12 protein-coding genes and 6 pseudogenes are annotated in these 26,089 nt (G+C 58.8%); 6 read left to right on the forward strand and 12 right to left on the reverse strand.

Annotated elements, in window-relative coordinates; all coding sequences use genetic code 11:
• Positions 1-14 precede the first annotated feature (14 nt).
• Entirely contained in the window at positions 15-671 is a 657-nt protein-coding gene (locus tag BN903_RS10980; protein ID WP_048077794.1) for a TetR/AcrR family transcriptional regulator, read from the reverse strand.
• Between the two features lie 273 nt (positions 672-944).
• Here BN903_RS10980 and BN903_RS10985 point away from each other — a divergent pair, with 273 nt between their 5' ends.
• Positions 945-2,636, forward strand: coding sequence for a COG1361 S-layer family protein (locus BN903_RS10985; protein WP_228841086.1), 1,692 nt, complete (start codon positions 945-947; stop codon positions 2,634-2,636).
• 3 nt (positions 2,637-2,639) lie between these two features.
• Complete coding sequence (locus BN903_RS10990) at positions 2,640-5,111, forward strand: RND family transporter (RefSeq protein WP_048077772.1); 2,472 nt, start codon at positions 2,640-2,642, stop codon at positions 5,109-5,111.
• A gap of 21 nt (positions 5,112-5,132) precedes the next feature.
• Here BN903_RS10990 and BN903_RS16875 read toward each other — a convergent pair whose 3' ends face one another.
• The 5 genes and pseudogenes from BN903_RS16875 to BN903_RS15945 all read right to left on the reverse strand — a co-directional run bounded on the left by BN903_RS16875 (position 5,133) and on the right by BN903_RS15945 (position 10,720).
• The gene (locus tag BN903_RS16875) at positions 5,133-5,753 is read right to left on the reverse strand and encodes a hypothetical protein (RefSeq protein WP_154018124.1); all 621 of its coding nucleotides are present in this window, start codon (positions 5,751-5,753) and stop codon (positions 5,133-5,135) included.
• Between the two features lie 188 nt (positions 5,754-5,941).
• Positions 5,942-7,168 carry a hypothetical protein gene (locus BN903_RS11000; protein WP_048077774.1) on the reverse strand — a complete coding sequence of 409 codons (1,227 nt, stop codon included), beginning with the start codon at positions 7,166-7,168 and terminating at the stop codon, positions 5,942-5,944.
• Positions 7,169-7,269: 101 nt separating this feature from the next.
• The gene (locus tag BN903_RS11005; protein WP_052334953.1) at positions 7,270-8,721 is read right to left on the reverse strand and encodes a tubulin/FtsZ family protein; all 1,452 of its coding nucleotides are present in this window, start codon (positions 8,719-8,721) and stop codon (positions 7,270-7,272) included.
• A gap of 123 nt (positions 8,722-8,844) precedes the next feature.
• Positions 8,845-10,017, reverse strand: coding sequence for a tubulin/FtsZ family protein (locus BN903_RS11010; protein WP_048077775.1), 1,173 nt, complete (start codon positions 10,015-10,017; stop codon positions 8,845-8,847).
• 131 nt (positions 10,018-10,148) lie between these two features.
• Positions 10,149-10,720 (reverse strand): annotated as a pseudogene (locus BN903_RS15945) (IS6 family transposase).
• A 654-nt stretch (positions 10,721-11,374) separates the two neighbouring features.
• Here BN903_RS15945 and BN903_RS11020 point away from each other — a divergent pair.
• Together BN903_RS11020 and BN903_RS11025 are read left to right on the forward strand one after the other, a co-directional pair.
• Positions 11,375-12,653 (forward strand): annotated as a pseudogene (locus tag BN903_RS11020) (RNA-guided endonuclease InsQ/TnpB family protein).
• 69 nt (positions 12,654-12,722) lie between these two features.
• Positions 12,723-13,402 (forward strand): annotated as a pseudogene (locus tag BN903_RS11025) (transposase); the annotation flags it as partial.
• A 75-nt stretch (positions 13,403-13,477) separates the two neighbouring features.
• On the opposite strand, the gene BN903_RS11030 reads toward BN903_RS11025, so the two are convergent.
• The 6 genes and pseudogenes from BN903_RS11030 to BN903_RS11055 form a co-directional block, all read right to left on the reverse strand.
• Positions 13,478-15,121 carry a hypothetical protein gene (locus BN903_RS11030; RefSeq protein ID WP_228841087.1) on the reverse strand — a complete coding sequence of 548 codons (1,644 nt, stop codon included), beginning with the start codon at positions 15,119-15,121 and terminating at the stop codon, positions 13,478-13,480.
• A 333-nt stretch (positions 15,122-15,454) separates the two neighbouring features.
• Positions 15,455-18,394 (reverse strand): HVO_2072 family ArtA-dependent S-layer glycoprotein, encoded by a 2,940-nt coding sequence (gene csg, locus BN903_RS11035; RefSeq protein WP_195155786.1) that lies wholly within the window; start codon positions 18,392-18,394, stop codon positions 15,455-15,457.
• Between the two features lie 500 nt (positions 18,395-18,894).
• Positions 18,895-20,451 carry a homing endonuclease associated repeat-containing protein gene (locus tag BN903_RS15225; RefSeq protein WP_052334954.1) on the reverse strand — a complete coding sequence of 519 codons (1,557 nt, stop codon included), beginning with the start codon at positions 20,449-20,451 and terminating at the stop codon, positions 18,895-18,897.
• A 416-nt stretch (positions 20,452-20,867) separates the two neighbouring features.
• Positions 20,868-21,692 (reverse strand): annotated as a pseudogene (locus BN903_RS11045) (IS5 family transposase).
• Positions 21,693-21,958: 266 nt separating this feature from the next.
• Positions 21,959-22,957, reverse strand: a pseudogene (locus tag BN903_RS11050) (IS110 family transposase).
• Between the two features lie 226 nt (positions 22,958-23,183).
• Positions 23,184-23,546, reverse strand: a pseudogene (locus BN903_RS11055) (IS1595 family transposase); the annotation flags it as partial.
• Between the two features lie 870 nt (positions 23,547-24,416).
• Here BN903_RS11055 and BN903_RS11060 point away from each other — a divergent pair.
• Positions 24,417-24,626 (forward strand): hypothetical protein, encoded by a 210-nt coding sequence (locus BN903_RS11060; protein ID WP_048077777.1) that lies wholly within the window; start codon positions 24,417-24,419, stop codon positions 24,624-24,626.
• Positions 24,627-25,250: 624 nt separating this feature from the next.
• Positions 25,251-25,721: a hypothetical protein gene (locus tag BN903_RS11065; protein WP_228841088.1), complete on the forward strand. Its 471-nt coding sequence runs from the start codon at positions 25,251-25,253 to the stop codon at positions 25,719-25,721.
• The last annotated feature ends 368 nt before the right edge of the window (positions 25,722-26,089 follow it).

The raw sequence follows: 26,089 nt of genomic DNA on the forward strand, positions 1-26,089 counted from the left end.
GACGTGACAGGAGTTCAGTCGTGGGTTGTTGACCTGTCTGTGTTTTCCTCGGTTGTGAACAACCCAGCGACGATCGTCTCGATTAGTGCCTCCTCGATAGCCTCATAGGAGTCGTCAGGGATGATCGGAGTATTGCGTGCCTGCGTAACGAACAACACTGACCGCATGAGTCCCCGCACGACATCTGGGTCGTCGATCCAAACCTCGTCGTGTTCGACCCACTCGTCTGGCTGTTGGAGTACCCGTTTGAAAGTTGTCGGTGACTCGAATTGCTCGCTGGTCAGGTCGCCTTCGTAGGTGGCCCCGTCCAACTGCGATTCAAGTCGTCGTATCTCACCGCCGACGAACAACCGCCGTATCAGCGGGTTCGTCCGTACCTCACCAAGGGTCGTCCGCAGGATCATCTCCGCCTCCTCGCGGGGCGTTTCGGCGGCGACCATCGCTGACTCCAACGTCTCAAACAATCGCTCGCGCTCACTAAGCAATACCGTGAGATACAGCGCTTCTTTCGAGTCGAAAAATTGGTAGAACGTACTCGTTCCGATTCCGACCTCACTCGTCACGTCGCTCACGCGCGTCCGATCGAATCCAAATCTCGTGAAGTAGTCGTGACCCGCCTCAATCAACTCCCTTCGGAGGCGCTTGCGGTCCTCGTTGGTAAACTGCGTCATGACTGCCACCCGAGTGAGAGGTCACCACTGGCACCTCGAAATACGTCTGTACGCCCACCCACAAATCGAGACCGGTAGTTGTGCTGGGATCGGCTTGTATGGCCGCTGCGGTCCCGTTCGCTTCGTTCCATACACACATTAGGACTCCAAGAAAGAAATCTTTATTGGTTCGTAGAGGTAGCATTGTGTATGCAACGACCGAATCCCTTGTTAAGAGATCTGCCCTCTTTCATCAGTTGTCAACCGACGGTATCCACGGAGGGACGGTAACGGATGTATACTCGACCGCTCTCCGTGATACTTGTGAGTGTTTTGCTTGTCACGAGTGGTATCGGTATCGGTGCAGTCAGTGCAGAGATGGCTGGACTAGGAACCGGTGTCGACGCGACCAACGGTGAGATGGCCAATAACGACGCGGCCGCGGCAATCGACGGGCCCACCGACGGTGCTTCGGCACAGACTGAGAGCAACGCCCGCGGGTCACCCGATATGGGCGCGTATGTCACAAATCCGAACATTGTCCCTGGCCAGACAAACGAAGTTGGAGTGACAATCACCAACGATGGAAACCTCCGCTCTGGAACTCCCCAAGAGGGCGAGGCAGTGACGACCGCGCGTAACGTCCGCATCAAGGCTGAAGCGGAGGGACCGATCTCTGTTGAGTCAGACACGATTGCGATCGGCAGTGTGACTACGACGACGCCAAGTGAAGCGCCTGTGAGCATCAACGTTCCCGAGAATATCGATGCTGGCTCCTACTCAATTGATCTTGATATCACCTACACGTATCTCTCCTCTTCAGGAAACAACGATCGCACCGTGACGGTCTCCCGTAGCGTTGATGTGCGTGTGCGAAACGATGCTCGATTCCAAGTTGTCGATGCCGAAAGCAACGCGCAGGTCGGTGATTCAGGAACGCTCGACGTCGAACTCGAAAACACTGGGTTAGAACCGGCAACTCGGGCCGACGTGCAGCTCACCTCGGCCGCCGGGGCGCTCACGTTCAGCGGTGGGCAGTCGAGTACCGCTCGAATCGCCGAGCTGGCACCGGGCGAGACGGCCACCGTTACCTACGATGTCGAGGTCGCCGCCGACTCGGCCGTCCGGTCGTATGCGGTCACCGGAGAAGTCATCTTTAAAGATCCGAGCGGTATCACGCGGACCGACGAGAGTCTCTCCTTCGGAGTACGGCCGCTGGCGGAACAGGATTTCACGGTCGATGACGTCCAACCAAACCTGTACGTCGGCGAAGACGGCGAGGTGAGAGGCTCCGTGACGAACGAGGGGCCGGAACCGGCTCGGAACGTTGTGGTCCGGTACACGGGCGAGGACCAGAATGTGCTGCCGATCGAGCGATCGACCGCAGTCGGAACGCTCGACCCCGGCGAGTCCACGAGCTTCACCCTGCCAATAGCGATCAACGGCGAGGCCGAGCCTGGTCTACGCTCCCTTGATCTGGCAGTCGGATACCGCAACGCCGACGGCGAAGTCCGTACTGATGATGACCTTGTGGTCGACGTTGCGGTCGAGCCCAAACGCGACCGGTTCGGCGTTGAAGTCCAGAACCGCACCATCTCCGCGGGCGGCACTCGCATGGTCGACGTGGCTGTGACGAACAACATGAACGAGACCGCGAGCGACATCGAAGGCCGGCTGTTCGCCAACGACCCGCTTGATACCGGTGACACGGACACGGGATACGTTCAGTCACTCGACCCCGGCGAGACGACGACGATGACTCTCGAGGTGACAACCACCGGGTCCGCGACGCCGGGAAGCACGTATCCGATCTCGCTTGACTTCCGGTACGACGACGCCGATGGCGACAGCCAGCTCACCGACACCTACCGCGTCCCGATCGACGTCACCGAGAGCGAGGACGGCGGACTTCCGCTGCCGGTGATCGTCGTCGCGCTCCTCGTCGTCGGGACGGGAGTGCTTGTCGTCTACCGGAGGCGGCAGTAGCCAATGTCGCTCGGCGAGCGGATCGAGGCGTGGACGCGGCAGCTCAACGACGAGATAGTCGACAGCCCCCGGCGCGTCATTGTCGTCTTCCTCGTGCTCACGCTGGTGTTCGCCGGTGGGATAGGGCTTGTCAGTACCGACACCGAAGCCACCGATTCGTTCACCGACGGGCTCGACGAGCAGGAGGCGCTCGACGCCGTCAACGAGGAGTTCGAGGATCCCTTCGAGCCGGAGGGTGAGTCGACACAGCTCATCCACTCAGGGAGCAACGTCCTCACGAGAGAGGCGCTGCTCAGGGACCTCAGGGTGCTAGAAGAGGTGGAGTCGCGCGACGACCTCCGGGTCGCCTCGGCGAACGGCCCGGCCACGGCCGTCGCGCAGGCGATTGACCCCTCGGCGACCACCGCGGCCGAACAGCGGCGCGTCATCGAGTCGACGAGCGAGACGCAGGTGAGGCGGGTCATCCGCGAGCTGTCGGGAGAGCAACGGTTCACCGGCACCCTCTCGACGGACTTTAATCCGACGAGCGCGAGCGCCTCGGCGTCGATCACGGTGGTCTCACACGACGTGCCAGCCGGCTTCTCCGACGGCGACCTCGAAGAGATCCAGATCGACATCCGGTCAATCGCGGCCGACCAGCCCGGCGAGATAACGGCGTTCGGCACCGGTGTCACCAACGCGGAGACGGCGAACGTTATTGGCGACTCGCTCACCATTGTGATGCCGGTTGTCGTGTTGCTGTTGCTGCTGTTCCTCGTCGTCGCCTACCGGGACCCGATTGACCTCTCGCTCGGGCTGTTGTCACTCCTGATGACCGTGATCTGGACGTTTGGCTTTCTCGGCTTTTCAGGGATCCCCTTCAACCAGCAGATGATCTCGGTGCCGGTGTTGCTGCTTGCGGTCGGCGTCGACTTCGGGATCCACATCATCAATCGGTATCGCGAGGAGGCTGTCGCGGGATACGAGGCGATAGAGGCGATGCGAGAGGCGAACAACCAGCTGATGATCGCGTTCATCATCGTCACCGTTACCACCGTGTTCGGATTCGGCGCGAATGTCATCTCCGATCTGACGCCGATCCGAAATATGGGAATCGCCTCGGGGATCGGAATTATCTTCACCTTCCTGATCTTCGGGCTGTTCCTCCCCGCGGCGAAGTTGGAAGTTGACAAGCTGCGCAAAAAATACAATATCCCTGAGTTCAACTCCGCGCCGATCTCTTCGGAGGAGTCGACGCTCGGGAAGCTCCTGACCGCCCCGGCACAGGTCAGCAAGTACGCGCCGGTCGCGTTCGTCGTCGTCCTGCTCGTGACGGGGGGTATGGCCGCGGCATACGGCAGTGGGGTTGACACTTCCTTCGAAACGGAGGATTTCCTCCCGCCAGAAGAGCAGCCGGACTACGTGACGGGGCTGCCGGAGCCGTTCGCGCCGAGCGAGTACACCGTCACGGAAACGATCAATCTCCTCGAAGACCGCTTTGCGACCAATCAGGACCAGTCGGTGAAGTTGTACGTTGAGGGAAACTTCGAGGAGAGCCACGCTCTGGAGGCGCTTGATGATCCAAACGACGACGCGCCAGGAGCACTAGCAGTCGGCGACGGTGGATCCGCACAGCCGACGAGTATCGTGACTGTGATTCAGTCGTACGCTGACCAGAATCCCGAGTTCGCCGAGTTGGTTGCTCGCAACGACGTCAACGGCGACGGAACTCCTGACCGGAACCTCGCACTGATCTACGATGAACTGTTCGCCTCGTCGGCCGGTGACCGCGCCGAGCAGTACCTCACGCCGGACCGTCGGAGCGCACAGGTAGAGTACGCTATTGACTCGGATGCCTCGCAGGCGGAAGCCGCGGTTGACGCCCGGGAGTTCGCCGAGGAGTTCCGATACGAGACGACGGCGACCGGCCAGCTGGTTGTCTTCGACGCCGTGACCGACATCATCTTCGACTCGGCGATTCAAGGACTGATCGTCGCAATGGGACTGACTGGTGTGTTTCTCGTCGTGGCGTACGCCGTCTTAGAGGGGAAGCCGCTTCTCGGAATTGTGAACCTCTTCCCGATCCTGATCGCGATCGCGTTCCTGCTCGGGACGATGCGGTTCCTCGACATGTCGCTGAACGCCCTAACGGCGACAATCCTCTCCATCTCGATCGGCCTCGGAATCGCATACTCTGTCCACGCGACCCACCGATTTATCGACGAGTTCAACGCGGGCGCTGACGCTCAAGAGTCGATGATGATTACACTCTCTGGGACCGGTGGCGCTCTACTCGGCAGTATGCTCACTACCTCGCTCGGGACTGGCGCGCTCGCACTCGCAATCACACCAGTGCTTGGTGACTTTGGCCTACTGATGGCGATCAGTGTGGTGTATTCGTTTGTGTTTACCGTCATTGCGTTACCTCCCGCCGTACTGTTGTGGGAGCGATATCACACCACGTTGCTCCGGATCCCGACACCCAGACTTGGATGAGATCGCCTGTCGCACCGCGCCTCAGCGGAGTTCGGCGCGGCGCACAGCGATCTCCAGATCGAATTCGGCTGGGTCTGTTGAATCATTCGCCTCTTCAGCGTCGTAGCGTATCACCACGTTCTCAAAAGTTCGGGTTCCGGTGTCGAACGAGTCGAACGTCTCCTCGGCGTACGTCCGGCCGACCGCTGTCCGGTCGTCGACCCGCGGTGGGTGATACGTTCGATCATCTTCCGGTGGTTCATAGTAGGCGTCGATACGGAGCTCAAGGGTGCCATATGTGTACTCACCAGAGTTGCGAATGGCCACATCGGCAACAATCTGAGATAGATATATAGATTCGATAATCCGCGAAATGTTCGTTGATTCGACCGTTATCCCGGCAGGATCGGGAGTTTCGTTTTCCCCATCAGATGCGTTCGCGACCGCACTCGTATCGTCAGTCTGTGCCGCGGTTCCTTCATTTCCTGCCCCACTTCCCGTCGTCGGATCGCCGACCTCGCTCTCACTTTCTGTCTCCGTTCTCTCCTCGACTGCCTGTCCGTTGCCGTCAGTCGCATCCGGATTAGCCTCAATGAGACAGCCAGCGAGCGCGAGGGGAGCGGCAGCTGCGAGAAGACGCCGCCGTGAGCGTGGTCGAGTCATACAGTTCTTTCAACACGAGCCAAATTAAAACTTGAGTCCGGCAAACTGGTGGGTTCAAATCCCGATCGAAAGGTGAGATTGAACAGAAAAAAGACGGCAGGGCTCTCGTCCTGTGAACCGCTCGGGGTCAAGCCCCAAGGCACTCAGCCTGCTCCGCCTGTAGAGACCGGTACGATCTGCCTCTGACATCAAGCCACCACCCAGGTATCGACAAGTTGACCCTGCCACTGCGGCCGTTCCTCCCAGGCGTCACCGGAGAATCCGGTTGCGAGGAGGAACTCGCCGGCCTGGAGGAGATAGCCGTACTGCACACCGGGGAACTCGTCAAGATCTTTGCGAGTACTCCCTGCCTCGCGGTGGTAGTACCGATGCCACGCAGTCGCGTCGTCGCTTGCGTTTGTCTCCGGCACGATCGGCTCACGACCCTCAGTGTCGCCGGCATTCAAAATTGCGCTCAAGCGCTCGTTGGCACGCCCAGCGCTAGAATACCGCTGGACGTAGACTGGGACCCCGTCAAGATCGCCGGGAGCCCCACGGAACGCTACACCGCGGCGGCTGGCTGGTTCCGGGCGAGAAGCGACGGTGACGAACAGCTCAGCGGTTCGGTCGTCCGTTTGAATAACCGGACCAAGCCGCTCTCGAAGTGTTTCTCGCTGCTCTTGAGGCAGGGCCTCATCGGTGAAGGTTGGTGGATACATTCCCGACTCGTCTGAATACGGTTGGTACGCGAGTGTCGAGAACTGACGGTAGCCGGGAGCTGCAAGTTCGGCAAGGACTTTGTCGGGACCACCGGGCGCGAGTCGTTCAAGCAGCCGGTTGTGGATCGGATTTCGGGAGAATCGCCTGCCAATGTAAATTGGCGTTCGGATCTGGAAAAATGACAGGTGCATCCGTTCGAGTTCCTCCACAAACCGGTCGGCATCGTTCCGACGCGCAAACCGGATGAGTTCCGGAACATGGTTGTCAGTTTGTGCTCGGATCAGACCGGCCGGCTCAAAATGTGGTTCGAGCGCGGCTGCTGAGCGCTCAGCTGCGTCGTAGCCGGCGGCCTCAAGCCGTTTAGCCATCGCAGCTGTCGGGTCCGTTTGTCCGTCGATCGACTTCCGGACCGATTCAATTATCGTAAGCACGTCGGCCGTCGCCTCGCGGTAGGTGTCAATCGCGGAGGGGTACGACACGGCGAACCAGATCGTGTCGTCGACGACTGATCGGGTTGCCGCAGCGAGGTCGGGATGTGGGCCGAGATTGTCGTTTGTCGGGTCACCTGCCTGATCATCGTCTGGCGGCATCCCCCTATCCGGATCGCTCTCGTTGGGTACCGGCTCATCGGGGTAGGTGACCCCGTCGACGTCGAGACAGCCAGTGAGACAGACCGTAGCACTGGCGGTTAGGAGGTTGCGTCGTGTCCGTTGCACGCTCCTCTATCAGATAGGAAAGAACTTAAATCATCTTGAGATACCTAGTCGTCAGATACAGAGAACCCACGCGAAAGCCTTGAGATCACGCTCCGAGGGGTTCACTCGTCTCTTTCGACATCGAAGTCGAAGCTGTGATTCGTCTCTCCGTCGACAGCCTCAACAGACGAGTCGGCCGCATTACTCTTGGCGGCATCATCGACCTCCGCATCGTCGTCTTCGCCTACACTACCGTCACCTGCGCCTCCAGCAGTGTCATCAGTCAGTACACGATCGGGATCGACTTCGTCTTCGCGCCCGTCGCCATCGACATCGCTGTCTCTACCGGCCGCTGTGTCGTGATCATCCAAACTCGACAGAGGTTGCGTGGCAACTGCTTGTCGTTGTATCTCATCGATCCGGGGGATGTCCGTGACGTTCGAAAGGACTACGGTCGCAGTAATCTCTGTCGCACCGGAAACCGGTTCGTCGCCGGCCAGTACTTCTACAGTTGTTGTTTCCTCTTCGAGGAGGTACCGGCCAGTCTCGAACCCCTTCCGCGAGATAGTGTTGGGTGGGCCGGAGAGGATCAGCAAGACCCGATCGGCAGAATCGACCGCACATGGGAGGGTTAGCTTCGATTCGAGCGCTTGTCGTATCAGTCGCTTGATGGTCGCAGCATCAGCGCCGTTATCGTCTGTGTCATTCGAGAGACTGAGCAGCCGTAGCAGCCGCGCGAACAGATTGTTGTCGTCGCAGTTGAGCTCGTGAGTTGCGTAGCCGATTGTGGTGACACCGCCAATTTCGAGCGTCCGGCTGAGATCAGCTGAGTCGACACGCATCTCTGAGGTGGCCTCCGGGTCGCGCTCACCAGCACCGAAGACTGCTAATAGGCGCGTGACGATACCCTCATTTATTTCATTATGGCGTGCGGCGACTGAGTCAGTGCTATGCCGCCACGCCTCGTTATCAACGGCGAAGGTAGCGTCGGCGAGTGGCACAAGCGTTCGGATCCCACGAGCCGCGGTAAGCGCCCGATGGTCCGGTTCTGTCGTTGATGGTAACACACCGAGAACGTACACCGGCGTCTCATGGATTGCGTTGAGTTCCTCAAGTAGAACGCTTCCCACGCCACTACCGGTGCCGCCACCGAGCCCGACGACTAGCATCGTAGCGGCCACCTCGGTCTCATCAATCTGATCGAGCGCACGACGGATCTCTGGTAGCTCCGCCTCGGCAACCGTAGCGCCAACATCGGGGTTGCCGCCGACACCGTAGGAATCAATTATGTCTGTGTGTGTCCCTGTGTGGACACGATCTGCGTCGCCGTTGTCTTCAGCAGACACCGACACGTCTGTAGAGTTCGGCCGACGCTTGACGGCAGAGTGGGTTTCGCCGAGTAAGACCTGTCGCTCTTCGGAAATCTCCCTCGTGTCTTCGAAGGCCCTGTCGTCGGTGTTAAACACGAGGATGTTCCCAGCAGTGATCGACCGTCCCGTTGCCTGCTCACGGCGAACGAAGTGATCGACGATTCGGGTACCTGCGTCACCGACACCAACGAGTGCGAGTTTCATGTGTTCACCGGCAACAACCAATGACGGCCGACACACGGACGCCGATCGGTACGGGAGAGACAGCTGTCGAGGATACCCCGGTAACAGGTTCTGCGTGCGATGGGAGACACGCGATCCGCAGCCTCAGACAATCGGGTCCAGATCATTGTCATCATCGGTGATCAACGACTGGATCTCTTCTTCCCGGACTGCATCCTGTTCTCTGATCTTGTTCTGTGCATCGACTGCTTGGTTCTGTATCTCATCGATCCGAGGGGTCTCTGTGACATTCGAAAGAAGTACCACTGCCGCAAGCGTCGACGATCCAGGTCTGGGGTCGTCACCTGCGAGAACGTCAACTGTGTCGGCCGCTGATTCAAGCCACTCACGAGCAGACTCAACGCCTTTCCGTGAGATGGCTTCTGGCGGCCCGGCAAAGACGATGAGCGCACGGTCTGCGCTCGATACCTCACAGGGGACGGTCAATCGAGAGTTGACAGCCCGGCGGACGAGTCCCTTGATTTTGGCGGCGTCAGTGGATTCGTCCTCAGATTGCTCCGAGTCATTGAATTTCGACAGCAGACCTTGCTTTGCGGGCGAGAGCTCAGTCGAAGCGTAGCCAATCGAGGAGACCCCGCCCGTATCCAGAGTGCGCATAATGTCACTAGAGTCCATCGCGTTCTCACCCACCTCAGACTCGTCGACTTCACCAGCCGCCAACAGGGTGACAATCCGGGTCGCGAGCTCCTCGTTCATCTCTTCGTAGCCCTGCTCTATCGTCTGGCCACGCGAGCGCCAGGCATCATTGTCGAAGGCGATGAAATTATCAACCTTAGTGACAAACGACTGGAGCGATCGAGCGGCGTTTAACGCGGGGCGTCCACCCTCGTATTTGCCCGGGAGCACACCGAGGCCGTACACCGGCTCGTCGTACATCTTCTGGATCTCGTCGATGACAACCGGAGCGGCACCGCTACCAGTGCCACCACCGAGTCCAGCCGCGACGAGTACCGCGTCAACCTCGTGGATCTCGACGTCGTCGAAGACGCGGCGGATCTCATCGATGTCAGTTGTGGCAACCTCGGCACCGATCTCGGCGTCACCACCGACACCGTGGCCGCGAGCCTTCCGGTGTGTGTCTCCCATGAGAACCCGACGGTCCTCGGGAATGTTCTCCGGTTTTGCGAGGTCTGTTCGTGCCGTGTTGATGATAAGGGCGTGTCGACAGAGGTTCCGTCCCGTCTCAACCTCGAACTCGATCATCTGGTCGATGAGTTTGCTTCCAGCGTTTCCAACGCCGATCGTAGCGAGCTTCATCTGTTGAGCCCCCAAGATGCCTCAGTAGGGAGATGTGCGCGCGACTGTTGTCCGGCAATCGCGGCGGCGACACAAATCTTATGGTCCATATGGTTATCGGAACACATGGACTCAACACGTATGAAGATACGTCAGACGCACAGCATCCCGTTAACTTTGGCGTGAATTTGGTAGACGGCGAAGGCTTCGAGCCAATTTTGAGTGGTCTCTAGCGCAACATGACTAGAAATATTTGCGAACGATGATGTTCGCCGTTCTATTTCCCAAAAGACACGTTCGATAGCATTCCGATTTCCATGGCGAATCACCCGAAATCGATAGCCATCTTCAGCAAGGACTGGGCCGAGATAATCGGCGGCATCAACGAGAAATTCGACATCATCAAGCTGGTAGCGTTGGTGAAGCTCGGTGAGAAACCACCGCGTCGTCTGTTTCGTTGCGGTCGAATAGAGGCTTACATGGAGAATTTCGTTGGTATACGGATCAACCGCGCCATACAGCCAGAACTTCTGACCATGGAGGCGGATCATCTTTTCATCAACCGCGAGCTGATCCGCGGAGACTGTCGAGATCGGCTATAGATCGGCCTTATGAACCAGTTGTGAATAACGACGTGACTCCGATTGATCCCGAACCTTTCGAGATGTTTACTTACCTCGCGGAGCGACATACCGGCCAAGTGACAGCGGATCCCTACTTCAATCGCCTATCGCGGCGTCCGATCTCGCTCCACAAACGACAAGTCAACCCACGCGATACGTTCGCTGAGGCGCTCGATTTGAGGCATAGACACTCTGAAGTCGAGCGCCTCATCCTCTAACTTAACGCGACCCTTCAGCGCGGGGAGGATGTCAAGTCAGGACGGCTGTCGATCCCCCTGATCGTACTCAGGAATGGAAGCCGGCGACACGCCCCGAGAACGAAGCGATGCCAAGTCGAACTTCGAATCATGATCTTGTAGGGCGATATCGCCGGCGTCTCCCTACATACACTCGTCAGGTATAGGATTAGTGACTCAAGTAATATTACGGCGCTCGCTGTCACTCATCAGGTGAGGCATCGTCCGTTGACATCCTCCTGCTCCTGAAGACGTGGAAACCCCGAGCGGTGGGAGTTTCAGGTTCGCAACCATGGACGCCGCCACTTCACGGGAACCCGTTTAACCCGGTCGTCGTGATCGGTAGCTATCTAGCCGTGCCAAGCGACTGTTACGGAGAATCAAGGAGAAAGCCTCGCGCTTCAGCGCGGGGATGAATCTGACCATCCCTCCACAATCCACCGTTCGATGGCATAGGAGGATATTCCACGCTGTGCCAATATCCACACCATTAACTAGGAATACTGTCATAGGTTACGTATGGCAAAACAGGTCGTCACGCGCACCTATACTGCTTCCATTCGGAACCAGTCACGGGTGTCGGACGATCTTGATGCCCTCGGGTTCGCAGCCTCGAAACTCTGGAATGTCGGTCGGTGGACATGTATCCGGATTTGGGACGAAATCGGTCACATCCCAAACCACGCCGAACTCACGCGTACCTCGAGAATCACGAACGCTATGATGACCTACATTCTCAGTCAAGTTAGCGAGTCCTTCAAGAACTCGCTGAAGCGTTCCGTGGGTGGTACGGCAAACGACGCAACGGAGATTCGAGAGCGAACCCGCCCGGCTACCGCAAACACGACGACGAACACCCACGAAGTACGCTCACGTTCAAAGCCGCCGGCTTCAAACTCGATACCCAGTACAATCGCGTCCGACTCTCAAAAGGCTCGAACCTCAAGGAGTATTGGTCCGACTTCATCCTCTATGAATTCCACACTCGACCCGACGTTGACCTCTCTACCGTAGAGAACGTCCAACAAGTGAAGGTGGTTTGGACAGGTGAGAAGTGGGAACTCCACTTCGTCTGTAAGGTTGAAATTGACGTGTCTGACTCGCCCGGCGAGCAGACTGTCGGCATCGATCTCGGGATCAACAACTTCGCCGCGCTCGCCTACGAAGACGGTCACAGCGAGCTATACCCACTCAACTGTCTGAAGCAGGACGACTACTACTTCAGCAAGCAGCTCGCTCAGTGTAACGATTCGAACTCCGAGCAAGCCACGCGGCTAAACCAGAAGAGATCTGGTCGGCGTACCCACTACTTCCACACGCTTTCGAAACACATTGTCCAGCGGTGTGTCGAGGAAGATGTTGGGACGATCGTGATCGGTGATCTCTCCGGAATCCGTGAGAACGACGAGACCGATGAGTCGAAAGACTGGGGTATACACGGCAATCTCGACTTACACTCGTGGGCGTTCGACCGGTTCACAAAGCTGCTCACTTATAAGGCTGAGATGGAAGACATCACGGTTGAGGAGGTGTCTGAGCGCGACACATCGAAGTCGTGTTCGTGTTGTGGTCGCAAACGGGATGCGACCGTGTTGAACGTGGATTGTACGTGTGCGACGACTGCGGGACGACGGCAAACGCAGACGTGAACGGGGCCGAGAACATTCGACAGAAAGTATCTCCGAGTTCACCGAATTTGTCGGTGAATAGGAGTAACGGCTGGTTGGCACAGCCATCGACGTTCTTGTTTGACAAGGAAACTGGCGCGTTCGCGCCTCAAGAACAGGTCACGTCGTAAACCACAATATCCCAACTAAGCGGCGCGGTGCCGTGAGAATCCTCGCGCTTCAGCGCGGGGAGGATGTCAAACTGCTTTCGGGTCGAAGAGACCCACAGCTACCGTGAAACGCCGAATCGGCTGAAGTACATGGCTGAAGTTCGTGACGCTCTCGATTTGGATCAGGACGATCTCCCCGATCACACGACGATCTACAAGTCGTTTGATCGGCTAAAAATGTGGGTGTGGCGGGCGCTGCTGCGCGTTTCCGCGCAGCAGCACCCGCAGTCTGGCCACGTTGCGCTCGACAGCACGTTTTTTGACCGCCGACGTGCGTCATTGTACTTCCGCCAGCGGGCAGGACGAACGATACAGACGCTCAAAGCGACGACATTAACAGATGTAGAATCGATTGCTGTTCTCGACGTCCACATCGCAGCACGGTGGAAGCACGATACGAAGACCGGACCGCAGGTCGTCGCCGCCGACAACGGCTTCCAAGACTGGCATACCGAGTACGAAATCGCCGCACACGACGTTGAGTATCTCGTTCACTACCGTGGTTCGTCAGCGAAAGCAGCCGCGAACAACGCGCTCAACCGAGCAAACGGCTACGCTCAGCGGTGGATGGCCGAAACGTCCTACTCGACAACGAAGCGCTCGCTCGGCGATGCCGTGCGAGCGCTTGCTGGTATCGACAGTTCCGTGAAATTGTCCTCCTGTTCGCCATTATCAACATAGGACCGCTGTGTGAACCACGGCAACTGTGACTCAGCATTTATTCAACACAGCAGGTTCGACAACTACTGTTAAGCACTGGCTTTCTCCTTGGACCTCCGTAATGATCACAAGGCTCCGTTGAATTCTGTCGGACCGCCAATAGTGAACCCACCACGCTGTATGGTGACCTCAATGTCGAAGTTATCCGCTGATTTTGAGAGGTCAAAGTCACACCTAATAGACCTATCAGACTCAACCGTGGCCACACAGTTGAGTGTCTGACTGATTCCACCGTTGGGCTCTTCGGCTGTCACGCGAACGATAACCGACCCATCCGGCGCAAGATTGGTGTCAGCAGTCACAGAAAGCTGTGGATCATCACTTACGGACTGGTTTGTGAACTGGGCAGTCGGCTCGACGATGGCGAACGACTCGCTGAACGAGACACGTGGCACAGACGAGGGAGCCGACTCACCGACTGTGAAGTCCATTCTGTACTCACCAGTTGCGAACGCATCAGTGTCCATGGTTACAACGAGCCCGCCGGCCGCGGGATCGTACGTTGTGTCAACTGCCGCGAGCGGTGCAGTCGGCACATCACCATTTGCCGTCCGCGGGCGAAGATCTACCCCGTGGCCAAGTGTCCCATTGCCAGCAGGACCGTACAGCACGGTGCCACGCTCCCGGTGGGTTGACCGGTTACCGTGAAGTGTCACAGTCACGTCTGTAGCCCCCGTCGTGTCGGGATTACGCATCTTGTAGGCTGTAAGGAGTGTATGGTTCTCTGAGACGGTAACTGGACGGTCAAAGGTGATTGTGATGCGCCCATCGGTACCTGTCCGAATATTCTGAATCGCGGCACTGACAGAGCGGTCGACGAAGCCATTTCCCGTCTCATCAACGCCGAACACGTCGATATCGCTTCGGGAAAACTGGTGGACGCCCCGCGGCGGCACGTTGTTGTCGACGCCGTAATCGATGGTTAGCGACCGCATTGAGATAGTCTCATTCGGGACAGTCTGAACCGTATGTATTGTGTCTGCGGTCGGTGTACTGTCCATGACGTAGACGAGGTTGCGCGCAGGCGCTGGTGATTCAAGGACGCCACCGATTCCACTCACCCCAAAGCGTGTCCGGACGCGATCACCACGGGCAGCCGACAGGAGTGCCCCAGTGGCGTCTGTCGAGGCCATCGACTCATCTGCGCCGATCTCACTCGTATTGGTTGCCGGATCGTTTTCCGATTCGATTACGGGTGTATTGGGAGCGACGACGCTGGCATGTGTCCCACCTGCCTCTGGCTCGTCGACAGAGAGGACCGCCGCAACGCTCGTCTCATCAGTCGAGACGATCAGATTGTAGCGGCCGGGATCGAGGGCGGTGACCGCTGAAGTGTCAGTCACACCTGACTCGGTCAGGAGCTCAACGGAGTCTCCGTCGCTCCCTGCGGTAAAGCGGTCGGCATCATCGATATTGCCACCCCGGACGGTGTTCGAGCGCACAGAAACAGTACCGTCGCCGTCGCCATCACGGACGCGGAGTGCCGCTTGGTACTGCTGGTTGGCCGAGTTGATCCGGAGGGTAGCGTGATCGGTGTTACGCAACTGGAGGTCGATAGTGGCGACATCGCCCTGGGTGACTGTCGTCTGGGCGTCGCTGAAGCCAACTGCTGGCTCAGACTGGGCCGCTGCGGGGGCGGCGATTGTCGCGCCGATCCCTCCGAGTCCGACGAGAAGAACAGTCGCGACGAGGGCGAGACGTGTATCCATATACATGATATGTTACCATTGTCGCGGATAAATACTTTCTGTGAGGCAGAGCCGTGATCGGACGTTTCGAAGGCTCTCTCTGGTGATCACACTACGTGGCTGACAGGTGGGAACGCGAAACCGGATGTCCGTTTATCGCACAGCGTGTCACACGAGGAGCGTCGATTCTCTGATCGGTTAGGATCGCGGCACAATCAGAGCTACACGCCAAGAACAGCCCCATATCGTACAAAGCGACCGAGCTGCGCCGCTCACGAGTGTGAGACAAGCGTGGAAAAATGGAACCGCAAACCGCGTGAGCCGAACAGGCCGTCCGTTCGGTGATTACTGTCGTTAGTTGTTACGGCGAGTGGCGAGGAGCGCGGCCGCGATGAGCGCGACAAGCGCGACGAGCGCACCGAAGCCGGGCGTACCGTCGTCGGTACTGTCGCCGGAGCCGTCACCGGAACTGTCGCCGGAGCCGTCACCGGAACTGTCGCCGGAGCCGTCACCGGAACTGTCGCCGGAGCCGTCACCGGAACTGTCGCCGGAGCCGTCACCGGAACTGTCGCCGGAGCCGTCACCGGAACTGTCGCCGGAGCCGTCACCGGAACTGTCGCCGGAGCCGTCACCGGAGCCATCGTCGGTGCCGTCGTCAGTCTGGCGTTCTTCGACAATTTCGACCTCGGCGCGGTCCGTGTTCGTACTGTCGTCAGATTCGACAGTGTACGTACCGGGTTCGAGGTTGGAGGTGTCAACCGTGGCGTTCCACTGACCGTCGGTCTCCCACTCGTCAGTGCTCGAGATTTCCAGAGACTCGCCGTCCTCGTTCAGGACCTCGACGGTGATCGAGTTGTCGTCGGCACGGAGGTTGGTCGAACCGGAGACGACCATCGTCTCACCGGTCGCGACCGGGTTGACGCCCTCGGCCTGCGCCTCTTCGGGGTAGACCGAGTCGATCGTCGTCTGGCTCTCCGCGTAGCGGAACGTCTGCGTGACCATCAGGTCGTCGCTCGCCGTGTCCTCGGTCGTCTCGCTGACGATCCGGTCACGGACCTGATTGGCGTTCAGATTGGTGTTGCTGAGGTTCTGGTTGACCCAGTTTTTGAGGGCGGTGACATCGTTGCCACCCTGGCCCGGAATATCGCTGTCGCCGATCACGTCGTCACGACTCTGCGAGATGAAGTGCGCGGTGACCGTCCCCTCGGACAGCCGGGAGTTGACGCCGGCGCGGTTCGGGATCGTGACGTCTTCCTCGTCGATTGTCCCGTCGCTGTCGACGTCGACCTCCTGGGCCACGAGGTTACCGCGGCGGTCCACGAAGATCAGCGCGATGCTGGACTGGCCCTCTGCGGAGCCGGAGATGTCGGCCTGGTTGTCGAGATCGTAGTTGATCTGGCCATTGATAGTCTCCAGCTGCGCGTTGAGCTCACCTTCGACCGTCCGGAGCGACTGCGACGTGCTCGACGCACGGCTGAACTCCGTCGTCGTCAGGGTGTCCTGACCGTTGGACTCGCTGGCGTCAACGACGCCGTAGCGGTACGTACCGGCCTGGTTGATCAGGGATTCGCCGGGGTTGCTCTGACCGGTGCTGGTCAGGGTGATGTCCTCCTGCTCGTACTCGTCGGCCGAGTCGACCGAGATACCCGAGTAGAGGAGCTCCCAGGCGTTGTTGTCGCGGACGTAGATGTCGACGTTGTCGGCACTGGTCGCAGTACCGTTGATGTCGACTTCGGAGCCGATGGTGTATTCGCCGGTCGGGCTACCGATGGTGATGTCGCCCGACTCGACGGAGAAGTCGGTGTCGTCCTCCGAGTCCTGACCGCTCACGCTGGAGAACGAGCCCGAACTCTGGGTGCCGTACACGTCGAGCGTGACCGACGTGTCGTCGAGGGCAGAAGTGCGGATCGATCCGACACCTTCCGTGCCGTCGATCTCGACGACTGCGTAGGCGTACGACGCGTTTTCGGGGGTAAGACCGGTGGCACCTGAGTCGTTCGCGAAGCCGACTGCCGAGGTGTCTCCGACGTTACGGAAGACGTTACTAATGCTGTCGCTGCGGAAGTACTGCTCGTCGATCGTAACCATGTGGTACTGACCGTTCGTACCGCCGCTCACGGTGTACTGGAGGTTAGTTCCCTGCGTGACCGAGTCGCTAGCAGTGTTGATCGAGAGCGTGTCGTCGTTGGTCAGTTCGATCGTGTACTCCTCGACGACGGCGTCATAGTCGAGGTCGTCTGCACCCTCGAAGATGACGGTGTATTCGCCGGCGTCCTCACCGTTGAGGTCGAGTCTCGAAGTCTGCTCACCGTTGCCGGAGAGCGTCTCGGGGCCGGTGACGACCTCGCTGGTGATGTCCGTTCCGCTCGGGTCCTCGACGGTGAGGCTAAGATCCTCGGCCTCGTTGAAGTTCCACTCAGCCGCGATGTCGAGGCTGCCGGCGTTGTCCGGGCCGACCGTACTAAGATCGTCTCCGTTCAGCTGGACCTCCGCGGTGGTGATCGTCGGCTCGACAACGGTGACCCCGAACGCGGGCGCGGTTCCGGGACCGTTCGTGTCGTAGGATCCCGTATCAGCATTCTGCGGGATCGGAAGCCGAAGGGGCGTGCCCTCACGGTTTCCGGACGTACCTTCGAGGTCACTAGCATCGAGCGTGGACCCGTCGTTGTTGATGAACGTCAGGTCGTCCTCACCCTGGAAGACGTTCGTGCCGTTGAAGACCTCGTCCTCACCGGGGGAACGCTGAGCGCTGCCGGTGGTGTAGCTGGTCTCGAAGCTACCGGTGGCCGTGATGACGCCGGAACCGGTGGTAACCGGGGCGCCGGACCCGTTATCCGAGTGAAGACCCAGGTCGAGGTTGTAGGACCCCGCCGACGGGTTCGTCAGCCCAGCAACTGCCACGGTGTGCGAGTTGCCCGACTGCGCGAGCATCTGCGGACTGCTCATATTGATGATGAGCTGGTCCGCGCTCGCGTCGTAAACCGTCGGGGTTCCGGGAGCGGTAAGATCGCTGTTTGTAACACCACTAAGGTCGACATCGCTACTGCTGATCGACACGTAAGTGGCGTTAACGTTGCTGTTCGCGTTTCCGCTAACATTGAAGTCAACTGTATACGTTACGCCTGTCGCTTCTGCGGCGGAACTGGTCAGTGTAATCTCGTCAACACTGACCGAGTCGCCGGATTCGACCGCCGCGGCAGGTGCCGCAGCGAATCCGACGGCCACCATGGAGATGACCATGAGAACGCTGAAGAAGACCGCGTTGGCCTTCGTGCGTGTATTGTCGTTTGTCATTGTGTGTTGTGTTGTCTGCGTCGCGACACCCTGCTTTGTCCTCACCTTGTTCGCCCGTTCGTCATCAACCAACGTTACATCGAGGGCGCGACCGGACTTGGATCGGAGTACTCGCAACCGGCGTCGCATTTTCGCACCGGATAGGGGTACTGCATATTCAACGAATATCGGCTAGTATAAGTGCTTTGTGACCATCTGGGTGTGTGAACGCCCCACACAAGCTGTAGCGGGCGTCAGACGGTCGTTTTTAAAATTGAGAAAGACGGTCGCAACAGGCCGTGACACAGTCAGTCTTGGCCAGATCCGTGCGTTCCGTCTGAACGGAACATCTACATACACACCGTGATCTAGTCAAGATGGGTTCGGACCCTCTCAGGCGACTGGGCCCTGGTTTTCAGGGTAGGGGACTTGCCCAGTCGTCTGCGTTCCCACATTAACTCCGAGAACCTCCAGTTACGGAGAATCGAGGAGAAAGCCTCGCGCTCCACGCGGGGTAAATATCAAGATCCTGTCTCCTCGAACGCAGCGGCAGCTGCGTCGCCCCACGAGCCAAAGCGGCGCTGATAGGTTGCGAGCCCGTACTCGCCCTCGCGAGCGACATCTGTCGAGGTCGGCTGCTCACCGAGCTCGTCACGCAACCGATGAAGATCGGCGATGAGTTCGGCATCGGTGATTTTGTTTCGGTTCGGTGGGTCGAGGTCAGCTGCCTCCAGCGCGTCAGCCCACGAGCCGAAGCGTCTCATGTACGTTTGATCGCTGTGAGAGCCGTGTTCGCGCATCTCTTTCGAGGTGGGCGAATGTCCGAGTTTATCGGCGAGTGCGCGTAGGTCCTGGCGTAACGTTTTCTCTGACACACACGCCCCGGAGGTTCGACCTGAGCCGGTACTGCTCGAAGGGCGGAACTCATCAAGTGTATCTCTGGTCACATCGTCGAAGACCTCGACAAGGGCTGTGGTCCAAGACCCGTAGTGTTTCTCGTATGTTTCTGTCCAGTGGGCACCGTGTTCGTTCATCTCACTGACGGTCGGGAGATGGCCGAGCTCTTCACGGAGGCGCTGAAGTTCAGCGGCGAGATCAGCTTTCGAGACAGGTGTATTCGGTGAATTGGGTTCGAATCCTGCTTGTTTCACCCCTTTGTTCCACGAGCCGAAGCGTCGATGAATCGTGCTGTCGGCGATGTCACTGTACTCGTCGAACTGTGTGATTGTTGGAGCGCCATCAGCATCGGCGACGTCGGCGACGCGACGGATCTCCTCAAGCAGCGCTTCGTCACTGTGTATCTCGCTGGTGCGTTTGGTGCCAGCGTTGGCCGCGTCGGCGGTGTCCTCCGGGATGGTCTCAAAGGCGGCCTCGAGAACGTCGCCCCACGAGTCAAAGCGGTCGTAGTAGGTCTGGAGCGAATACCTGCCGTGTTCGCGGACAACCGTCGTCGTTGGCCTTCCTCCCAACTCGTCGTGAAGCCGACGCACCTCGGTGAGCAACTCCTCGGTCGTTACACCCTGCGGTGGCGGCGGCTCGAACCCAGCCGCTTCAAGCGCATCTCGCCACGAGCCGAACCGATCTCGATACGTCGTTGGCGCGTGGGCCCCGCGCTCTTGGACGTCGACCGTCGTCGGACGCTCTCCATCGTCGTCGAGCCGCTGGAGCTCGGCGATGAGCTCGGCGTCGGAGACGTGTTCCCACTCGCGGTCAGGAACCTCACCGAAGATCTCCTCAAGGGCGTCTGCCCACGAGCCAAACCGCTCGTAGTAGGTGATGTACGCGTACGCGCCGTACTCGTCCATCTGGCCGGCAGTGGGGATCTGGTCGAGTTTGTCACGGAGTCGGCGGAGTTCGGTGACAAGGTTGTTACGCGGGATCTTGTTGGGTGATGCGTGCGGATCAAGGCCGGCCTGCTCGACCGCAGTACCCCACGAACCAAAGCGGCGCGTGATGGTGGACGATGACAGGTCGGCGTGCTCGTCGAACACCCGCCTGCTCGGCACCCCGTCGACGGCGGGGAGCTCCGAGACACGACGGATCTCGTCGAGAAGATCCGCATCGCTGTACGGGGGCATGTCTGGGAGAGGGTCGGCCGGCCGTATGAGTGTTCGGACAGCGCTTCAGGAACAGACGGTTCGTCCGCTGTTGTCTGAACCCTCCTTCGTCGCCGCTACGCTAGAGTTCTAGTTCCGTCGTCAATCGCGGGTTCGGGTCAATACGGCGATCTCACCGTACTTCGGGGCACGGTACTCCCCACCATCACTCTCAACGGCGTAGTTATCGTTATCGACGACATCGTCGATTTTCTCGAGGATCGCTTCGTGTTCATCCTCACTCGTGAGCGCCTCAATGTGACTGTCGTCACAGTCTGTATCCGCCTCTAACGGTGTGTCTGTGTTGAAGATTGCTCAACACCGAGTGACTCACTGTTCGTCGCACAAGATGTCAGCGCCTCTGTAGAGTGCTGTGTTGAATAGACGTTGAGTCACAGTTACAGCGGCTCACACAGCGGTTCTATGTTGGTGATGGCGAACATGAGAACAATTTCACGGAACTGTCGATACCAGCTCAGCGCTCGCACGGCATCGCCGAGCGAGCGCTTCGTTGTCGAATAGGATGTTTCGGCCATCCATCGCTGAGAGTAGCCGTTTGCTCGATTGAGCGCGTTGTTCGCGGCCGCTTTCGCTGACGAACCGCGGTAGTGAACAAGGTACTCAACATCATGTGCGGCAATTTCGTACTCGGTATGCCAGTCTTGGAAGCCATTATCAGCGGCGACAGACTGCAGGTCGTCCGCAGAAACGCGGACGACCTGCGGTCCGGTCTTTGTATCATGCTTCCACCGTGCTGCGATGTGGACATCGAGAACAGCAAGCGATTCCACATCAGTCACTGTCGTCGCTTTGAGCGTTTGTATCGTTTGTCCTGCCCGCTGGCGGAAGTACGATGACGTACGTTGCCGGTCGAAAAACGTGCTGTCGAGCGCAACGTGGCCAGACTGCGGGTGCTGCTGCGCGGAAACGCGCAGCAGCGCCCGCCACACCCACATTTTCAGCCGATCAAACGACTTGTGGATCGTCGTGTGATCGGGGAGATCGTCCTGATCTAAGTCGAGAGCGTCACGAACCTCAGCCATGTACTTCAGCCGATTCGGCGTTTCACGGTAGCTGTGGGTCTCTTCGACCCGGAAACAGTGAAGAATGACATGGACCTAGCGGGCGAACCCGCCGCTGGCGGGCTCGCCCGCGTGCTTCCCTAACGCTTGTTTAGCTAGGTCACGACACTGCTCAATGAATTCGAGGATGTCGATCTCCATGTCAGGTTCGATTTCCTCGGCTTCACCCTTCTAAACCGATGATATCGGTATATAATATCGCTATTCACCTATGGAAACGCTGCTACCCGGGCAAACCACGTCTAGCGATAAAATGATTACGCCGTCCGGGGATTTCCCCTTTCCACAGCCGGTAGGCAGTCGAAACGTGTCTGCGGTGCGGTCGCTGTCTGGCGATAGCTGGCGCTCACGGAGGGCCTCGGTCGGCCACTGAGGGTCGCCGAGTCGGCGGCCCTCAGATCCCTCGTCTACGCGGTCACACCCGGTGGATCATACGCTTCTCCCCGATCAAGCATATGGTAGATCGATACCAGCATCTTCCGAGCTGCCGCCACGATCGCTTTCTGTGAGTTCTTTCGGCTTGCTAACCGGTCGTAGAACCGGCTCAGGTACTCGTCGTTACTGGTATGGACTGCGGTGTTTGCTGCTTGAACAAGCAGCCATCGCACACGACCTGATCCACGTTTCGAGATGCTCCCTTCGATCCGCGAGTCGCCTGACCCGCGGATCACCGGGTTCAATCCGACGTAACTGACGACCTCCTTGTCACCGTCAAACCGGTCGATCCCGCCTAACTCCGCGTAGATCGTCAGCGCCGTGTAGTAACTCACACCGAGAATCGTCATCAGCAGCTGGGTCTCCTTCAGAGACCCAGCGCGCTCTTCGATCGTCTCATCGAGCTTCTGAAGCTCTTCGGTGAGCGACTCGATCAGGTCGAGATACGACTCAAGTAACGTGTCGAACGGTACCGGGAGCGAGAGTTCCCGCAGGGACTCTCGCCCCTTCTCGCTCAGTGGTTTCACGTCCTCAGTAATGCCGTGATCGGAGAGGAGTCCATGAACCTTGTTTGCGTACTTAGTACGCTTTTCGACCAACGTCTGTCACCCGCGCACGAGTGCGCGGGCTTCCCTGACCTCTTCGGTTGGGACGTAGCTTTCAGGCACCGAATTTAACCGAAGCATCCGCGCGAGTTCTTTCGCGTCCACGCGGTCGGTTTTCTTGTCGGTGTCTGCGATCTGGTTGATCTTTTTGGGATGAGCGACGGTCACATCCAAGTGCTCGGACAGCGTATCGTGGATGTGGTAGTAGTTGGAGGTCGCCTCAAGCACGGCTTGTGCGCCGGCGTACCGCTGAGCGAGGTCGTCGAGGTTCGCGTTTTCGACGCGAACCTCTTCGACGATCGTCCCAGCCTCATCCATCACTGCCACCTGTGCGTACCGTTTGTGGATGTCAATTCCGGGGTACATAGCTTGTTCACCCGGGATGCCAGTGCGTGAAGTAGAGATTCACCTATTCGGGCTTTCCCGGATGCCGCGGGCCGCGGCATCCGGGCTGTAGCGCCCATGACTCGACTTCTTTTGCATACGGACCAGTCAACACAACGTGCTCTGTGGCACTGAATAGCGGTCGGTCTCTTGCGCCCCATGTCTTAGTTCACGCGCTCATGGCGTAGCAGCGTTTCCATCGAGTCAACACAGTAGTGTGAACGGTCTTGTAAGCGCGACCAAGTAGCGGCGCGATTTGGTTGATACTTAGTAGCGTATCCGCGTAGAGCCTGAAAGCGAGAAGCACCTCACCACAGGAGAGGTGCTTCTCGTGAAATGGCGTTCCGTAGGTGTAGACCGGCTTAAAGTTACAGTTACGACATCGAACCCGGTCACGGGTCTCCGATATCATCAGACGCTGGTGACCGCAGCGTGGACAGGATGTATGCTCCTAGAACTGCTTGAGTCGCCGCTCGATGAGGTCATCGAGCGGCTCCGTGTTGATTTCGATAGCTCCCAGCTCAATCAGCTGTCGAAACATCCCGCCGAACGCTGGCTGAGTAGAAGCCATATCGCCAGATTAGCATCGGCTCAGTGTAATTATACGGTCTTTCCACGTTTCTACATAAGAGGGATATTCGCGTTCTCACCAGTCGGCGACGGTCTGTTCGTCGACGTCGACGATGTCGCAGCGGAGTCGCAGCTGAAAGAGTCGCTTTACAACAGCATCGTGTGCCCCTGACAGCGTCCACAGGTGGATCCCACCACCTGCGAGTGCTGTTCCTGAGTAACCAGGATGTTAGAGTACAACCCAGCCAGAAATAAGGACAACGATAGAGAAGCATTAGATCTAACAATTGACGGCGTCGTCGCAAATACCGCCACGTGGGACGGCGACTACTACGTCGTCTTCTAGGACGAGGAGACGGGGGACGTCCTCCTAGAGGGCTACACCGTCGAAGTGAGAGAGTAACCGCGCCGCTGCTTCCGTGCGCACGCGTAACTATCGCGTCCAGACAGGGTGCCCTAGAATACCTCCACCTCCCCTTCTGTGAGAAACACCGGTTGTCCTTTGCGAGAGAAACGTATCTTACCCCTGTCTCTCTGTGATATGCGAGGTAATACGATGCCACAACACCATTGTGTCATACTCCCTATATTTTATTCCCATAGTCCCCCTTGACACGCCAACATTAACAATCCACCACCGTGATTCGGCGTCGACTGGTAGATGTGGGACTACTGTTCTGGATAGCCGCTCAAGATACTCCTGCTGGTCAGCCGTCCGTCCGGCACCGTTCGGGACCACGGCGAGGACGCCGACGTCGACTTCTCCAACCATCGCGTCGAGACGCTCAATGCCATCCGCTCGGATACGGCTGCGGCTGGCGCGGCCTCCTTCCTCATCGACGAGTTGGACAGCCCGTAGTGGGAGGGCGAGGTGACGATCCCGCAGCGAGAGGCCGGGTTCAACTTGGTCGACGCGATCGCACCGTCGCAGTTGCCGACCTCCGGTGACGAACGGTACGAGATCCGGGGCATCGACGAGCCAGCCGGCGAGGTGTCGCTCACGCTTGGGGCACATCAGTCGGCCAGCGATGTGCTCGACCGGATCGAGCGCACACTCGGTGAGACGCCGCGAGAGATTTAGTCACAGATGACAACATATGATCTGTCTGTCGGCCGTAGACGGAGATATCTGAGCAAAAGCCGAGGAGATTTTGATCAACCTTTCAGTCCGCCTGTTGAACAGACGGATCGGCTGTGGTGATGCGAAACAGTGGACAAACGACGTGGGCTAGACGTGGTTGCCCTCTGTTGGGGCCAATGGCCCCGACCAAAGGCGGATGGTCTACGGGCTTATTCGTTACGGACTATCCGATCCTGTGTGCCAGTACGGGACATCTAAAGGATGCCCCTCCCCCGGGGTTGGACTCAGATAGCGCTCCCTGCGTGTCCGACGACGAGTTGGTCGTGGTGGCATCCGACACGCAGATGTGGTGAGAGCAGGCCGGTCGGCAGTTGGGGGAAGGGGCTAGCCTGCTCTCATCAGGGACCAGTTGTCCCCATCTACTGGGTACCGATCACCCGTAGATAAGGTTGCGATTTTTCTGGAGAGTGTGATATTGTACCAAGGACACCACACAACATTACCGACCTGAGTCGCATTGCTCTCGACTACGCAGCCGTGATCGCGCCGACGCTCGCCCTCCTTGCGCTGCTCGTCTCGCAACGTGTGTGGGGCGGGTGGCCCGACCTGTGGCGAGTTCGGCGTGTGGCCCTCCCGATCGTCGACCGCCTCGCCGATGGCGACTACGACGAGACCGTCGACGCCATCGACGAACACACCTCTATCGATGTGTCCAGCGCTGTCGACAAGCTCTCGGAGAAGACGGGGCTACCGCTCAACACGCGGACGTTCGTCGGCGTGATCGACGTGCCGCCCTCGGAGGTCCGCGAAGAGTTCCAGTCGATACCCCGGTGGTGGCCCTGCTGGCTCGCCAGCATCCAGTACGAGATGCGTGACGAGCAGCGGGTGTACGAGGTCGGCTCGTACGCGTTCCGGAGCGAGGGGTTGCTCAACCCGCGGCAGGTCCACGTCCGGCTCACGCCACGCGAGGGCACGAGAAGACAGCACTGTGGGCGCACGAGGAGTGGTCGCCCTGGCGACGGCCGGTGGCGCACTACAGCGGTGAGACGTGGTCGGCGGAGCACGGGGTGCGACACGTGGCGTCGACGTTCGTGACCGACGAGCGGTTCGAGCCGAGCAAGAGGTTAGTAGAACGCTGATTCCACAAAATTGGAATATCGCTATAGTAGTCGTAGTAGTAACTGTTTTGTATTATAGCGGTTCTATAATCAGATGCACCTGGGACACACCAGAGACTCACCAACCCTCTGCCATGACAGCGACGGTGCCTCGCCGCTGTGACGGCGAGTAAGCCACACTCCTGCGAGGGAGCGAGTGGGCATATCCCATCCTTTCAATACCAAATGAATAGTGCCGCCAGCAGCCAGCTGGCGGCTACACTTCAGTTCACGTAGGCCCACGCGACGAGCGCGGCCAGGACGAACCCTGCGCCGATCGCCACGGTGCCGCCGTGAACGAGCCAC

Source organism: Halorubrum sp. AJ67 (genome assembly GCF_000513435.1).